Raw genomic sequence first — 14,453 nt, 5'->3', positions numbered from 1 at the left:
CCACGAGGAGGTGAGTGCGATGTTCCCAGCCCCGGCCCCGACGGACCCGTCCGGGACCAGCCGCAGCACGTCGGCGACCATCCAGCCGAACATCCTGCGCTATCTCGTCGTCGTCGCCGACGCACGCGGCATCGACCTACGGCCCCTGCTGAACGAGGTCGGCCTCGACGAGACCCTGATGCGCTCCGCCGCGCTACGGGTGTCGTACCGGCAGGGCAGCGCGGTGATCCGGCGCGCGGTGGAACTCACCGGCGACGAGCGGCTGGGCCTGCGGGTCGGAGCGGCACAGCACCTCACCGCCTGGGGCCTGCTCGGCTTCGCGCTGCTGGCCGACGACACACTCCGGCACGCCATCGAGACCGGCGTGAAGTACCAGAACCTGTCCGGCGCGATGACCGTGTGGTCGACCGGGGTCGGCGAGGACGGCGCCTTCGTCCTGCGCGCCGACCTCCCCGACCCCGCCGTCGACCCGAGCGTGGCGACCTTCCTGATCGAGGAGGGCTTCGCCTCCGTCGTCACCCTCTCCCGGCTCGCCGTCGGCCCGGACTTCGCCCCGCGCGTAGTCGAGTTCTCCTCGCCACCACCCCGCCGACGCGAGATCTACGGCGCCCTGTTCGGCTGCCCGGTCCGCTTCCGCGCCCCGGCCGACCGCATCGTCATCGACCCCGCCTGGGCCCACGCCCGGATGCCCGGCAGCGACCCGGTGACCTACGCCTCGACCCTGGAGACCCTCGACGCCCAACTCGCCTCCCGCACCGACCAGCAGGACCTCCTCGAAGTCCTGGAGGTGTCCGTCGCGCAGAGCCTCCCGGTGATCCCGTCCTTCGGCGAACAGGCCCGACGGCACGCGACGAGCGAACGGACCCTGCGCCGCAGACTCGCCGACTGCGGCACGACGTACGAGGCCCTGGCCGAGGGCGTACGCCGGGAACGCGTCGAACAGCTGCTGCTCCGCCCGGAGTTGACACTCCGTGAGATCGCCCGCCGCGCGGGTTTCTCCGACGAACGCGCCCTGCGCCGCGCGGTGCGCCGCTGGCACGGCATGTCCCCGGTCCAGCTGCGGGAACAGATGCTGCGGGCGGTGGCGCACCGAGAGTGACCCCGTCAGCGGGTGGTCAACGGGTACGGATCCAGACCGTCTTCTCCCGCGTCCACTGGTCGAAGGCGTTCGTCGACTTCTCCACGCCGCCGAACCCGGACTGCTTCCAGCCGCCGAACGGGGTGGTGATGTCGCCCTCGCTGTACGCGTTCACGGAGACCACGCCCGCCTCGATGCCCCGGGCCAGCCGCAGCGCGGTGTCGAGGTCGCGGGTCCAGACGGAGGCGGCGAGCCCGTACTCGGTGGCGTTGGCCATCCGCACCGCCTCGTCCTCCGAGCCGAAGGTCTCGACCGTGACCACGGGACCGAACAACTCCCTTGTGAGTACGGCGCTTTCGGCGGGCGCGCGGGTGATCACGGTGGGCGGGTAGTAGGCGCCGCGCGCGGGCAGCCCGTGGGGGAGTCCCGCGGTGTGGATCTGGGCGCCGGCCGCCCGAGCGGCGTCCACGGCAGCGGCGACCCGGTCGAAGGCGGCGCGGTTGACGAGTGGTCCCTGCTGGGTGCGCGGGTCGGCCGGATCGCCGATCACGAGGTTCCGTGCCGCAGCGGTGAACCTCTCCACGACCTCCTCGGCGATGCCGTGGTGCACCAACACCCTTGAACCGGCGGTGCAGTTCTGCCCCATCGTCAGGAACGCGGCCTCGATCATGTCGCCGATGAGCTCGTCGCCGTAGGAGAGCGCGTCGGGCATCAGCACCTGCGGGCTCTTGCCGCCCATCTCCAGGGAGACGCGCTTGAAGTTGCTGTCGGCGGCGGCCTTGAGGATGTGGCGGCCGGTGGCGGTGGAGCCGGTGAAGGAGACGGCTTGGACGAGGGGGTCGCGGGCGAGGGCCGCGCCGGCTTCGTCGCCGTAGCCGGGGAGGACCGTGAGTACCCCGTCCGGTAGGCCTGCCTCGGTGGCCAGGGCGGCCAGGCGGAGGGCCGAACGCGGGGTCGCCTCGGCGGGTTTGAGCAGGAGGCAGTTGCCGGCCGCGAGGGCGGGGCCGATCTTCCAACTGGCCATCGCCAGGGGGTAGTTCCAGGGGAGGATCGCCGCGCCCACGCCGACCGGTTCGCGGGTGACGAGGCCCAGGCCGTCGGGTCCGCTCGGTGCGATCCGGCCGAAGACCTTGTCCGCCGCCTCGGCGAACCAGCGGATCGACTCGATCGCGCCCGGCACGTCTCCCGTACGGCACTCCGTGATCGGCTTGCCCGCGTCCTCGCTGTCCAGCCGGGCGAGGATCTCGGCGTCGCGTTCCATGAGGTCGGCCAGGCGGAGCAGTACGGCGGCACGTTCACGGACGGGTCGACGTGACCAAGTCCCGGTGTCGTAGGCGAGTTGTGCCTGTTCGGCGGCCTTGGTGACGTCGTCGGCGCTCGCGGCGGGGAGGGTGGTGATCGGTTCGCCTGTGGCTGGGTTGACGATGGTCAGGGTCTCGTTCGTGGTCATGCTTCCTCCACCAACTCCCAGCGTCCGTCGGTCTGTCGGGCCAGTCCGCGGCGGCGGAGTTCCTCCAGATAGCGGGCCATGCCGCGATCGCCGCGCCTGCGGAACAGGGGGAAGATCCGGGGCAGCAGGTTCGGCACGAGCATCGCGAACCGCACCAGACGGGACTCGCCGGAGCGGGGGTAGGCCTCCAGGCGGGGCCTGTCCAGGAGGCCCACGACGGCCGCGACGACGTTCGCGGGCTGCTGCGGTTGGTCCTGGAACTGCATGGAGTTGCCGCCGTCCACGGCCTCCTGGCGCAGCATCCGGGTGTCGGTCGCCGAGGGCAGCACCGACCCGGCCAGGATGCCCTTGCTCCGCAGGTCCAGCCCGATGGCGAGCATCGCGCCGCGCAGCCCGAACTTGGACGCCGTGTAGATCGGGGTCTCGCCCAGCGGGAAAATCCCGCCGAGGGAGACCGTGGTGACCACGCGGGCGTCCCGGGACGCCTTCAGCAGGGGGATCGCGATGCGGGTCGCGATGAGTGGGGAGGTCAGATTGAGGGTGATCTCCCGCTCGATGCTCTCGACGCTGCGGACGTCGAAGCGCTCCGAGCTGGTCATCCCCACGTTGTTCACCAGCACGTCGAGACGGCCGTAGGCATCGGCGATCCGCTCGAACAGCCGCTCCAGATCGGCGCGTTGCAGCAGATCGCAGCCGATGCCGGTGTGGCCGGCGCCGGGCAGCCCGGCGGCCACCTTCTCCGCACGGACCTCGTCGATGTCGACGACGACACAGCGCGCGCCGCCCGCGGCGAAGCGGTGGCACAGCGCACTGCCGATGCCGCCCGCGCCGCCGGTGACCAGCATGACCTTGTCGGTGAAGTCGAACCTCCGGCTCATGCCGCCGCCTCCACGCGCTGGGCGGCGGACCGCACCGGCGGAGCCTGGCCCTCGGTACGCCAGCCCATCTGGCGCGCGACCTTGCCGAGGTACTTCACGAACGCCCCGCTGTCGACGTAACCGGTGTGCCGCGGCGAGGCGACGAACTTCAGCCCGCCGGACAGGTCCGGTCGGTCGGCACGGATCATCTGGGTGAACCGCTCGGCGTTGGGCAGACCGTGACGCGTGTCGTTCAGATATCCGGCGATCAACTGGGCCTGGCTGTCGAAGAGTTGGTAGGCGCCGGAGTTGGTCTCGACGAACCCGATCCCGAACAGGCCCTGGTGCTCGCGCGAGAACGACGACAGGTACAGGTCGGGATGCTGCTCGTCGCCGAAGTACCGCTGCGCGACCGGGACTTTGTGGACGTAGCCCGTCGCCAACAGGATCAGGTCGAAGTCGTCGCTCGTACCGTCCGTGAAGTGCACGGTGCCGCCCTTGGCGCGGGCCATGCCGGGCCTGGCGGTGATGTCGCCGTGCTGGAGGTGGTGGATCAGCATCGAGTTGATGGCCGGGTGCGTCTCGAAGAGCTTGTGGTCCGGCTTCTGCAGCCCCAGGCGGGTCGGGTCGCCGTTGACGATCCGCAGGAGTCCGCCGAAGACGCGCTGTGCCAGCCACATCGGCAGATGCGGACCGCTGTTGGCGATGGTGTCCACCGGGTGCCCGAACAGGTGCTTCGGGATGAACCAGTACCCGCGCCGCATGCTGATCACCGCATGGTCCGCCGTCCGGGCCGCGTCGCACGCGATGTCGCAGCCGGAGTTCCCCGCACCCACGACCAGCACCCGCCTGCCCCGCAGCTCCTCCGCGCTGCGATACCCGGCGGTGTGCCGGACCTCGCCGCCGAACTCCCCGGGAATCTCAGGGATGTTGGGGTGCCACTGCGAGCCCGTGCACACCACGACCTGCCCGTGCAGGCTCTCCTGTCCGTCGGCGCGGACGACTGTCCAGGTGCCGTCCGCGTTCTTCTCGACGCTCTCCACCCCGACGCCGAACTCGATCCGCTCCGTCAGCCCGTAGGCGTCGGCGAAGGACCGCAGGTACGACAGGATCTGCCGGTGCGGCGGATAGTCCGCGAAGTGGTCCGGCATCGGGAAACCGCCGAAGCCCGACAGGGTCCTGCTGGAGATGAAGTGGGCCGACTCGTACATCGGGCCGCCCGGGTTCTCGATGTCCCAGATACCACCGAGCCCGGTGTGCCGCTCCAGATGCGTGTACGGCAGGTTCCGCTCGGCCAGGGCCCGGGCGACGGCCAGCCCGGCAGGCCCCGCCCCGATCACACACGTGTCCAACTGGCTGTCTTCCTTCACGAGCCTGCCTCCTCGTTCGTCCCGTTCGACGGATGGTGGAGGAAACGTATGCACTCGCTGAGCTGCGCGAACTGACCCGCGCGGCCAGGGACCGGACCCCAGCGGCCGTGCCGCGGTCACGGGCGTCAGGCTGCGCGGACGGGCTGTTCCGGATCGGCCGGACGCTGTACGTCGTCCAGAACCGGCTGAACCGGATCAGCGTGTTCGACCTCGACGCCAAGGCCGGCACCGCGACCCTGCGCCGTACGGTCACCGACCCGCGCTTCGACGTCCCGACGACCGCCGCCCGCTTCGGCAACCGGCTCTATCTCGTCAACGCCCGCTTCACCAGCCCGCAGACACCGGACACGACGTTCACCGCCGTCGCCGTATCGGTCTGAGGCGACAGCGGGCGGGGCCCCGAAGACGCGAAACAGGGGCCCCGCTCACGGGTAGTTCGTGCTTCAGTGGCTCGGTGCCTGGTCAACTGCCGTCACGACAGCTGCCGTTGGCGTCCCGGCGGAGGCAGCGGTGTTCCCTCCGGCCATCGGAGCCGCCGTAGACGAAGAGGGCTGTCCCGGGCGGCGCAGCAACAGGACGCACACCAGGGCTGCGAGGAGCGTCAGCGAGCCGGCCACCACCAGGCACAGCCGCATGCCGTCCAGGAAGGAGTCGCTCAGTGCGGCCAGGGCCCGGCCGGTGTCCGCGCCGAGGTTCAGGTGGGCGACGGCGCCGAGGCCGCCCGCGTCGGCGGTCGCGACGATGTTCTGCCGCGTCGCGCCCGTCACCCCGGCGTCGGTGAGGTGGCCGGGCAGGGTGTCGAGGGCCTTGGTGGTGAGCAGGGCGCCCAGGACGGCCGGGCCGAGCGCGCCGCCGACCTGCCGGAACGCGTTGTTGCCGGCCGCGGCCATCCCCGCCTGGTGATACGGCACGGAGGCCACGGCGGTCGCGGTCATCGGCGTCATGACGGTTCCGATGCCCAGGCCGAGCAGCACCAGCCGCCAGGCGATGGACGCGAACGAGGTGTCGGCGTCGACGCCGGTCAGCGCGAACAGCGTGCCGGAGATGAGCAGCAGGCCACCGGTGATCAGGACGCGCGGGGTGACCCGGTGCATCAGTCGCCCGACCGGCATGCCGACCACGATGGCCGCCGCGGTGACCATGAGCAGCCGCAACGCCGCCTGGAGCGTGTCGAGTTGCTGGACCAGGCCGAAGTAGAGACTGAGCAGGAAGAAGAAGCCGATCAGCGCCAGGAAGGTGATCATCGCGACCAGCGTGGTGGCGGTGAACGCCGGACTGCGGAACAGCGTCAGATCCAGCATCGGGCTGTCACCGCGCCGCTCGGCGAGCACGAACGCGACCCCGCCGACCACCGCGGTGAACAGCGCCACCATGACCTTGACGTCCGTGAAGGAACCGGCGCCGCCCTCGATCACGCCGTAGACGAGCGCGGTGATGGAGAGGGCGGCGGTGAGCTGGCCGGGCCAGTCCAGCTTGCGGCCGTGCGGGGCCCGGGAGTCGGGCAGCAGACGGGCGGCGATGCCCAGCGCGATCAGCGGGACGGGGACGGAGATGAGGTAGATCCAGCGCCAGGCGGTGTGGTCGAGGATGACACCGGCGATCAGCGGGCCGACGGCCAGCGCGGCCATCAACGCGGTCGCCCACAGGCCGATGAACTTGCCGCGCTCCCGGTGGTCGGGCACCGCGTGGCTGATCAGCGCCAGGGTGGTAGGCAGCAGGGTCGCCGCGCCGAGACCGGCCAACGCCTGGCCGAGCCACAGTACTTGGACCGACTGCGCGGACAGGGCCACGGCCGCACCGGCGGCGGAGAACAACAGGCCCGCCTGGAACACCTTCTTGCGTCCGTGCACATCGCCGAAGACGCCGGCGGTGAGGATGAACGCGGCCATGGGCAGCACGAACGCGTCCTGGACCCACGACAGTTGGGAGGTCGACGCGTTCAACGCCGTCTGGATGGCGGGCAGGCTCACGGCGACCGTGGTCACCGGCAAGTAGGCGACGAAGACGCCGAGACAGGCCATGACGAGGGTGGCCGCCCGCCGATCGGGCCGCCCGCTCGCCGGGGTCGTGACGTTCACGGGGAACTCTCCTTCTCGGATGCGGTGCCCTCGAACTCGAACAGGCACGCGTCCCAGGATCAGCTCCGCCATAAACAATCTCCAACGCACGACCGGGAAGCGACGAGAAACCTCTATCCAAGACCTTGGCGGTGGCACACTTCCCTCATGATTGACGAAGTCGACGGGAAAATCCTCCGCGCGCTCCAGTGCGCGCCACGCGCCTCGTTCCGGGTGATCGGCGAGGTGGCCGGGGTCTCGGAGCAGACCGCCGCCCGTCGCTTCCACGCCCTGCGCCGTTCCGGGGTGATGCGGGTGGTCGGCCTGGTCGACCCCGCCGTCCACGGGGACGCGCGCTGGGTCGCCCGTATCCGCTGCCGCCCCGACCGGGTCGGCCCGCTCGCCGACGCGCTCGCCCGCCGGCCCGACATCGCCTACGCGGGCCTCGCGTCCGGCGGTTCGGAGATCATCTGCGTCATCAGCGCGCCGGTGCACGTGACGCGCGACGACGTCCTGCTGCGTCAACTACCCCAGTCCGCATCGGTCCTTGATGTGACCATCGACCTGCTCATCCACCCCTTCGGCACGTCAGGGCCGAGCGACTGGACGGGCTACGGCGGTCACCTCACGCCCGAGCAGATCCGTCAACTCGTGGGTGACCGGCCCGACGTCCCCACCGGACCGCCCGTGCGCCTCACCGACGAGGACACCCCGCTGCTCGACACCCTCGCGGAGGACGGCCGCGCCACGCACACCCAACTCGCCGACGTCACCGGCTGGTCCACGGCCCGCGTGGCCCGGCGGCTGGACGCCCTGGAACACTCGGGGGCCCTCGCCTACGACGTCGAACTGCTCTCCGCACGCCTCGGGTTCGCGCTCAACGCCACTCTGTGGCTGCGCGTCGCACCGTCCCGCCTGGAACGCGTCGGCGAGGAACTCGCGGACCACGACGAGGTCGCCTTCGCCGCCGCTGTCAGCGGTGACTCCAATGTCATGGTCGTCGTCATCTGCCGCGACACCGAGCACCTGTACCGGTACCTGACCACCAAGGTCGCCTCCGTCGCGGGCATCGACGGCTACGGCGTGAGCATCCACGTCCACCGCCTCAAGCAGGCCACGTCGCTCATCTCGCGCGGGCGACTGGTGCCGCCGGCGTTCGCGTAGAGCGGCCGGAACGCACCGAGCCGGACCACCCGCGTTGGCGGATGGTCCGGCTCTCAACTGTCGTACGGTGCTTGCCGTTTGGGCGGCCGGGTCAGCGCTTCGTGTAGATGAAGCCGACCTTGTCCAACTCGTCGCCGGAGCGCCCGTGGAAGCCGGCGATCTGCCAGCCGGACGGGGCGGTGCGGGTCACGCAGTCCGAGGTGGTGGTGCCACCGGCCAGGGTGTTGCCCAGGTTGGTGGTGAACTTGGCGTAGAAGATCCGCGTGGTGTCGCTGTACTTGCTCTCGCACAGGTACGCCGTCGTCACGTACTCGCCGCTGCCCAGCGTCAGCGAGGACGCGGTGCCGCCCGTGCCGCCGTGGGTGAGGGTGGTGCCGTTGGCGAGGGTGATGCCGACCTGGTCGACCCGGGAGCCGGAGCGCAGCGAGATCGTGGTGGCGCGGGCGGCGGCCGGGACGCTGTCGATGTCCTGGTAGTAGTCGCCGTGCGGGCCGCCGAACTGTTCGCTGAGCTGGTAGTCCGCGTTCTGCGACCAGGTGAAGCCGACCGTGATCGGGTCGTGGTCGGAGAGCATCAGCCCGTCCGAGGTGAGGAACTTGGCGTGCTCGTTGTTGTACGACGTCGCGTTCAGCGAGACCAGCTTGCTGCTGCGGTAGAGAACCTTGTCCACGACCTCGCAGGTGTTGGGCACGGTGGCCCCGGTCTGGTCGCACACCAGCGCGTCGCTGCCCTTGACCGGCGCGACGCCGCCGCGGATCAACTTGACCCAGGCGTCGGTGAGTCCGTTGGCCGCGCCGAACTCCGCGATGGTGTCGGCGGAGCGGGTGTAACGGGTGTTCGTGTCACCCATGACGACGACCGCGTTGCCGGCGGAGTGGGACTGGATGAACGTCGTGAGCTGGCTGAGGTTGTCCGCGCGGGAGGCCTCGTCGCCGTCGTTCGTACCGGCGTTGGTGTGCAGGTTGTAGAAGTCGACGTACACCCCCTCGGACAGCCGCTCCCGCATGAAGCTGAAGCCCTTCGGCGTCAGACAGTCGCCCGAGTCGATCTGGCAGGAGTTCCAGTGGACGCGCTCGAAGTCGTCGCCGTCCCAGGCGTAGTTCGAGACGGTGTTGAGCCCGCTGCCGATACCGGCGCCGCCGCTGGTCGCGGTGCGGTACGGGTGGGTGTCGGTGGAGTACAGGTAGGCGTGGTAGTTGAAGTCCTCCTGCACGTTCACGATGTCGTACGGGGCGATGCGCGTGCCAATCGCGGTGGTGCTCGTGTCGCGCGGCGTGGAAGCGCTGGACAACGACTCCGGGAGCCCGGCGACGTTGTAGCTGAGCACGCTGAAGCTGCCCGACGTTGCGGCGGCGGCCGGCGTCGCGGCGGCCACCGTGATCCCGCCCAGGGCCGCGGCTGCGGCCGCCAGACAGGCGAGAAGTCTGCGCATGGGGAAGTGCCTCCTGCGGAGTGACAGAGGGGGAGGGTGATGCGGCGAGCATGTCAAAATGTAGCGACAAGCGCTTGCTATGACTCCCCTTCGGCCACACCGAATCAGGAATTCCGCGTGGCGCCGAGATGGCCAACTCCCGTTGCGTGCCCGTTTGTTGTCGGTGCGGGGGGATACGGTCCACAGCTATGGCACACGAGATCCACATCACCCGGCGCGAGGACTGTGACGGCTGTGGGGGCGAGCACGGACCGCAGATAACGGCCGGAGAGTGGGCGGCGGTTGTTGCGGCCGACGCCGAACTGTCCATGACCCCCGCTCCTTTGGGCTGCACTGGCCCCGCGCAGTGGTCCGCGCTGCTGAACACGCACCCCGACGAGAGCCGGCTCGGCACGGCGTTGCACTGGAGCGCGCGCGGGATAGGCGGCAAGAACCCGAGTGACTTCCTCATCGCCAAGATGCGCGAGGTGGCGCGAGCGCTCGGCGCGCGCGTCCGGGGAGACGACGGCGAGTTCTACGACGGGGACGCCGAGGTGGGGGAGAGCGGGAACCCGGTCTCTTCCGGCCGCCGCCCCTGACCGCTACGGCCGCGCCAAGTGCCGCATCGTCAGCGCCAGTTGCAGCCGCAGTCGCCCCTGCGGAGTGCGTACCGGCCAGCCCAGCAGGGACTCCGCGTGGGTCAACCGGTCCTGGAGTGTGGAGTGGTGGACGTTGATCTCGATGGCCGCCGCGCGCAGGCTGGTCGTGGTGGCGACGGCGTTCAAAGTGGCCAGCAGCCAGGGCGCGTTGGCCGCCGCGGCTTCCACGTCGTGGACGTCGGGCGGCGGTTCGGCACCCGGTGCGACGAGTCCGGCGAGGAGGGCGATGCCGCCGAGCTCGTCGGCGTGCACGACGCGGTGGCCGGGGTCCTGCGCGGTGCCGTCGGCGGTGAAGCGGAGGGCGGTGCGGGCGGCGGCCCAGGAGCGGGGCAGGTCCAGTACGGGGACGGCGGGGCCGATGCCCAGTCGGCCGGCGGGCAACTCGGCGTCGGTGTGCGGTGGTTGAGCGCCGGAGCTGTCGGTGACTGCCTGCGGATGACTGTCCGACACGGCTCGCGGGCCGGACGTAGCCGTTGTCTCGCTTGGCGCGGCGACGACCCGGGGCCGTCCGTCGAGCGGGGCGACGACCCTGGCCCGGGTCGCGGGGTCGGCCGGGTCGAGACCGAGGCGGCGAGCCGCGTGCAGCCGGGCCGCCTCGGGGGCGGTGGCGTCGAGAAGGGTCTCGATCGACTCCGGGTCCTCGGCGGCAACCCGCCCCCGGGTGCGATCGAGCACGAGCCGCACGACACCGGCGGCCCGCTCCAGGATCACCGCGTCGACGACACTGGGCGGCGCCTGCGCCGTACGCTCCAGCCAGAGCGCGGAAGCCCCGCCCGGCGTCAGCGCGGCGGAGGGCCACGCGGGATCCGGTGATTCCTCGCTGTCCCGGCGCGTACCGTCCGCCTCGACCCGCACCCGAACCCGCCGCTCGGCGTCGACCAGCCGCGCGGCACACCCGGCCAGCACCGCCGCCCCACGCACCAGCGCCTCAAGCCCGGCCCGCGACTCGGCGAGCCGATCGAAGTACCCGATGACCCGCACGGCGGCACCGGCGTCCGGATCCAGCGCGGTCAGGCGCCCGGCCAGCTCTTTCATAACCCCATGGTGCGTCATGGAACGGGTGTGCAGGAGTCTCCGGACGATGTTCTCCGGGCGGTGTGCGGTCCGGCGCGGTCCGACTGCGGAGGGAACGCCACCTGCGCCCCGGCCACGCGTCCCCCGGGCTACGGGAGACGGGCCCGACCGGTCCACCGGCGAGACCCGGTAGTGCGAGTCGGCAGGGGACACCGGTCGCCGCCGCTCCTTGGGTCACCCGGCACCGTAGGGACGCCTCCCGCGTCCTCACGTCTCCAGCAACCGCCGCAGCCACACCAGACGCGCCGCCACAGCCGCCTGCGACACCGCGGCCTGCGGTGCGAAGCCGTCGAAGCCGTGGAAGCCGCCGGGCCAGACGTGGAGTTCGGCGATGCCGCCCGCCTGCCAGAGGCGGGACGCGTAGGTGACGGTCTCGTCGCGGAAGGTCTCCGCCGAGCCGACGTCGAGGAAGGCCGGGGGCAGGCCGGTCAAGTCCTCCGCGCGGGCCGCCGCGGCGTACGGCGACACGTCGGGGCCGCCGCGGCGGTCGCCGAGGAGGGCGGTCCAGCCGGTCTCGTTGGCCGTGCGGTCCCAGATGCCGACGCCGGTCATCTGGTGGGCGGACGGGGTGTCGTTGCGGTCGTCGAGCATCGGGCAGAGCAGCATCTGCCCGAGGGGCCGCGGCCCGCCCCGATCCCGGGTGAGCAGGGCCAACGCGGCGCACAGCCCGCCGCCCGCGCTCCCGCCCGAGATGACGATGCGCTCCGGGTCGCCACCGATCTCCTTCGCGTGCTCCGCCGTCCACAGCAGACCGGCGTACACGTCCTCGATCGGCGCGGGATGCGGATGCTCGGGCGCCAGCCGGTACTCCACCGACACCACCACCGCGTCGACCTCCTTCGCCCAGTCCAATGCCGCGGTCACGCCGACCCGGTTGGTGCCGAGCACCATGCCCCCGCCGTGGATGGTGTAGACGATGGGGCGCAGTTCCGCCGTCGCCGTCGCGGTCGGACGGCAGATCAGCAGCGAGATCGCGGGCTCGCCGACCGGACCCGGCACCTCCCGGTCCTCGATGTCGAAGGCCCCGCCCATCGTCAGATCGAGCTCGGCGGACTGCGTGATCATCGGGCCCCGGCGGATCTCGTCGATGTCCTCCATCGTCATCCCGGGCGCGATGAACTCCCTGATCAACTCCAGCCCCGCGGCGAGTTCGGGGTCGAAAGGCGGCGGGACGGACGTCATGTGCTTCTCCTGACGCTGGGTGCGGCGGCTCGTACGCCCATACTCCGCGCACCTGCCCCCGATCCGCCCACCGCCGTCCGGCGGAACCTCTCCGCCGTCCGGCGGGTGCCTTGTCAGGACGTGACCTGTTGTTCACCTTCGGGACGTGGAAGGGATCCTCCGTGCCGATAACGATGTCAAGATCCCAAATGCACCAGGAGCACCACCCGTGAACATCTCCCTGACCGTCTGGCTGCTGACGATCGCCGCCCTGTGCGTTCTCGTCGGAGTCGACTTCCTCATCGGCCGCAAACCGCACGACGTGTCCATCAAGGAAGCCGGCGTCTGGACCGTCGTCTGGGTCGTCCTGGCCTGCCTGTTCGGGCTCGGGCTGCTCGTCCACGGCGGGAGCGGGCCGACCGGGGAGTTCTTCGCCGGGTACATCACCGAGAAGTCGCTGAGCGTCGACAACCTCTTCGTGTTCGTGCTGATCATGGGCAAGTTCGCGGTGCCGTCCCAGTACCAGCAACGGGTCCTCATGGTCGGCGTCCTCGTCGCCCTGGTGCTGCGCGCCGGCTTCATCGCGGCCGGTGCCGCGATCATCTCCACGTTCTCCTGGGTCTTCTACCTCTTCGGCGCGTTCCTGATCTGGACCGCCTGGAAGCTGGTCCAGGACGCCCGCAAGGGCCACGGGACCGACGAGAACGACGAGTACGAGGAGAACAAGCTCCTCAAGATCGCCGAACGCCGCTTCGGTGTGGCCGACCGCTACCACGGCACCAAGCTGTTCATCACCGAGAACGGCAAGCGCGTCATGACCCCGATGCTGGTCGTGATGCTCGCGATCGGCTCCACCGACGTGCTCTTCGCCCTCGACTCCATCCCCGCGATCTACGGCCTCACCCAGGACCCGTACATCGTGTTCACCGCCAACGCCTTCGCCCTGATGGGCCTGCGCCAGCTGTACTTCCTCATCGGCGGCCTGCTCAAGAAGCTCGTCCACCTCAGCTACGGCCTGTCGATCATCCTGGGCTTCATCGGCGTCAAGCTGGTGCTGCACGCCCTGCACGAGTCCGGCGTGCACGTCCCGCAGATCTCCATCCCCTTCTCCCTCGGCTTCATCGTGCTCGTCCTGGCGGTGACGACGTTCACCAGCCTGCGCGCCACGAGGACGCGGAGCGCTTGACTTCGAGAGCGCTCGAAGACCTACCGTCACGAGGGACGGTGAAGGTCCGGGTGGACCGCGAAGCGCACTGAGAAGTGGACCGTGAAAGGGAGTCGGGCATGCGGGTCGGCGTACACATCAACCGGTTCAACCATCCCGGAGGGCCGACGGCGGTCGGGCCCGAGCTGGCCGCCGCGGGCGCCGCGGCCGAGGCGGCGGGCGTCAGCTGGCTCTCGGTGATGGACCACTACTTCCAGATGGAGTTCAACGGCGGCGCCGAGGACGACATGCTGGAGGCCTACACGACCCTGGGCTATCTCGCGGGCCGCACGTCCACGGTCCAACTGGGCGCGCTGGTCACGGGGGTGACGTACCGTCAGCCCGGGCTCCTCGCGAAGATCGCCACCACGCTCGACGTGCTGTCCGGCGGGCGGGCCACGCTCGGCATCGGGGCGGCCTGGTACGACCGTGAGCACCACGGTCTCGGCGTGCCCTACCCGCCGGTCGCGGAGCGGTTCGAGCGGCTGGAGGAGACCCTGCGAATCTGTTTGCAGATGTGGGACCCGGAGACGAACGGCCCCTTCGAGGGCAAGCACTACCAGCTCGCCGAGACCCTGTGCGTGCCCGCGCCGATCAGCACCCCGCACCCCGAGATCATGATCGGCGGGGGAGGGGAGAAGAAGACCCTCCGGCTGGTCGCCCAGTACGCCGACGCCTGCAACCTGATCGTGTCGACGCCGGACGAGCTGCGGCACAAGCTCGACGTGTTGCGCGGTCACTGCGACAACCTGGGGCGGGACTACGACCGTATCCGCAAGACGATCGTCTACTCCGGCGAGTCGGTCACCGCGGGTGATCTCGACGCGTTCCTGCGGGAGATCGACGGCTTCACGAAGTTCGGGGTCGACACGGTGATCCTGGGCCCGCGCACAGGTGAACCGGTCGAGTGGATCGAGCGGTTCGTGGCACCGGCGGTGCCACGCCTGGCCGAACTGGGCTGACCGGAG

The 14,453-nt window shown here is 70.5% G+C and carries 12 protein-coding genes and 1 pseudogene; 6 read left to right on the top strand and 7 right to left on the bottom strand.

The window, feature by feature from the left end:
* The first annotated feature begins 19 nt into the window (after positions 1–19).
* Positions 20–1,099: an AraC family transcriptional regulator gene (locus tag OG194_RS04425; RefSeq protein ID WP_327399501.1), complete on the top strand. Its 1,080-nt coding sequence runs from the start codon at positions 20–22 to the stop codon at positions 1,097–1,099.
* Between the two features lie 16 nt (positions 1,100–1,115).
* On the opposite strand, the gene OG194_RS04420 is transcribed toward OG194_RS04425, so the two are convergent.
* Genes OG194_RS04420 through OG194_RS04410 form a run of 3 tightly spaced genes read right to left on the bottom strand, consistent with a single transcriptional unit; the run spans position 1,116 to position 4,755 of the window.
* A complete protein-coding gene (locus OG194_RS04420; protein ID WP_327399500.1) occupies positions 1,116–2,528 on the bottom strand; it encodes an aldehyde dehydrogenase family protein in 1,413 nt (470 codons plus the stop codon).
* Positions 2,525–3,406, bottom strand: a complete 882-nt coding sequence (locus OG194_RS04415) for an SDR family NAD(P)-dependent oxidoreductase (RefSeq protein WP_327399499.1) — start codon at positions 3,404–3,406, stop codon at positions 2,525–2,527. The genes OG194_RS04420 and OG194_RS04415 overlap by 4 nt, the downstream gene beginning before the upstream one ends.
* Positions 3,403–4,755 (bottom strand): flavin-containing monooxygenase, encoded by a 1,353-nt coding sequence (locus OG194_RS04410; protein WP_442811490.1) that lies wholly within the window; start codon positions 4,753–4,755, stop codon positions 3,403–3,405. Before OG194_RS04410 ends, OG194_RS04415 begins: the two co-directional genes overlap by 4 nt.
* Positions 4,756–4,892: 137 nt before the next feature.
* Between OG194_RS04410 and OG194_RS04405 the strand changes: the two are divergent.
* A pseudogene (locus OG194_RS04405) lies at positions 4,893–5,135 on the top strand (superoxide dismutase); the annotation flags it as partial.
* Between the two features lie 63 nt (positions 5,136–5,198).
* On the opposite strand, the gene OG194_RS04400 reads toward OG194_RS04405, so the two are convergent.
* On the bottom strand, positions 5,199–6,833 hold the full coding sequence (locus OG194_RS04400; RefSeq protein WP_442811489.1) for an MFS transporter: 1,635 nt from the start codon (positions 6,831–6,833) through the stop codon (positions 5,199–5,201).
* Between the two features lie 147 nt (positions 6,834–6,980).
* On the opposite strand from OG194_RS04400, the gene OG194_RS04395 reads away from it, so the two are divergent.
* Complete coding sequence (locus tag OG194_RS04395) at positions 6,981–7,976, top strand: Lrp/AsnC family transcriptional regulator (RefSeq protein WP_327399498.1); 996 nt, start codon at positions 6,981–6,983, stop codon at positions 7,974–7,976.
* A 91-nt stretch (positions 7,977–8,067) separates the two neighbouring features.
* On the opposite strand, the gene OG194_RS04390 is transcribed toward OG194_RS04395, so the two are convergent.
* Positions 8,068–9,408 carry a jacalin-like lectin gene (locus OG194_RS04390; RefSeq protein WP_327399497.1) on the bottom strand — a complete coding sequence of 447 codons (1,341 nt, stop codon included), beginning with the start codon at positions 9,406–9,408 and terminating at the stop codon, positions 8,068–8,070.
* Between the two features lie 188 nt (positions 9,409–9,596).
* Here OG194_RS04390 and OG194_RS04385 point away from each other — a divergent pair, with 188 nt between their 5' ends.
* On the top strand, positions 9,597–9,986 hold the full coding sequence (locus OG194_RS04385) for a hypothetical protein (protein ID WP_327399496.1): 390 nt from the start codon (positions 9,597–9,599) through the stop codon (positions 9,984–9,986).
* Positions 9,987–9,989: 3 nt separating this feature from the next.
* Here OG194_RS04385 and OG194_RS04380 read toward each other — a convergent pair whose 3' ends face one another.
* Both OG194_RS04380 and OG194_RS04375 read right to left on the bottom strand, forming a co-directional pair.
* The gene (locus tag OG194_RS04380; RefSeq protein WP_327399495.1) at positions 9,990–11,081 is read right to left on the bottom strand and encodes a helix-turn-helix domain-containing protein; all 1,092 of its coding nucleotides are present in this window, start codon (positions 11,079–11,081) and stop codon (positions 9,990–9,992) included.
* 246 nt (positions 11,082–11,327) lie between these two features.
* Entirely contained in the window at positions 11,328–12,302 is a 975-nt protein-coding gene (locus tag OG194_RS04375) for an alpha/beta hydrolase (protein ID WP_327399494.1), read from the bottom strand.
* Positions 12,303–12,510: 208 nt separating this feature from the next.
* Here OG194_RS04375 and OG194_RS04370 point away from each other — a divergent pair, with 208 nt between their 5' ends.
* Positions 12,511–13,467 (top strand): TerC family protein, encoded by a 957-nt coding sequence (locus OG194_RS04370; protein ID WP_327399493.1) that lies wholly within the window; start codon positions 12,511–12,513, stop codon positions 13,465–13,467.
* Positions 13,468–13,565: 98 nt separating this feature from the next.
* Positions 13,566–14,447, top strand: coding sequence for an LLM class F420-dependent oxidoreductase (locus OG194_RS04365; RefSeq protein WP_327399492.1), 882 nt, complete (start codon positions 13,566–13,568; stop codon positions 14,445–14,447).
* Positions 14,448–14,453: the final 6 nt, after the last annotated feature.

The organism is Streptomyces sp. NBC_01288, from assembly GCF_035982055.1.
Lineage (GTDB): Bacteria > Actinomycetota > Actinomycetes > Streptomycetales > Streptomycetaceae > Streptomyces.
Note: the sequence above shows the minus strand (reverse complement) of the source record. Positions and strands in the feature narration are given on the sequence as shown.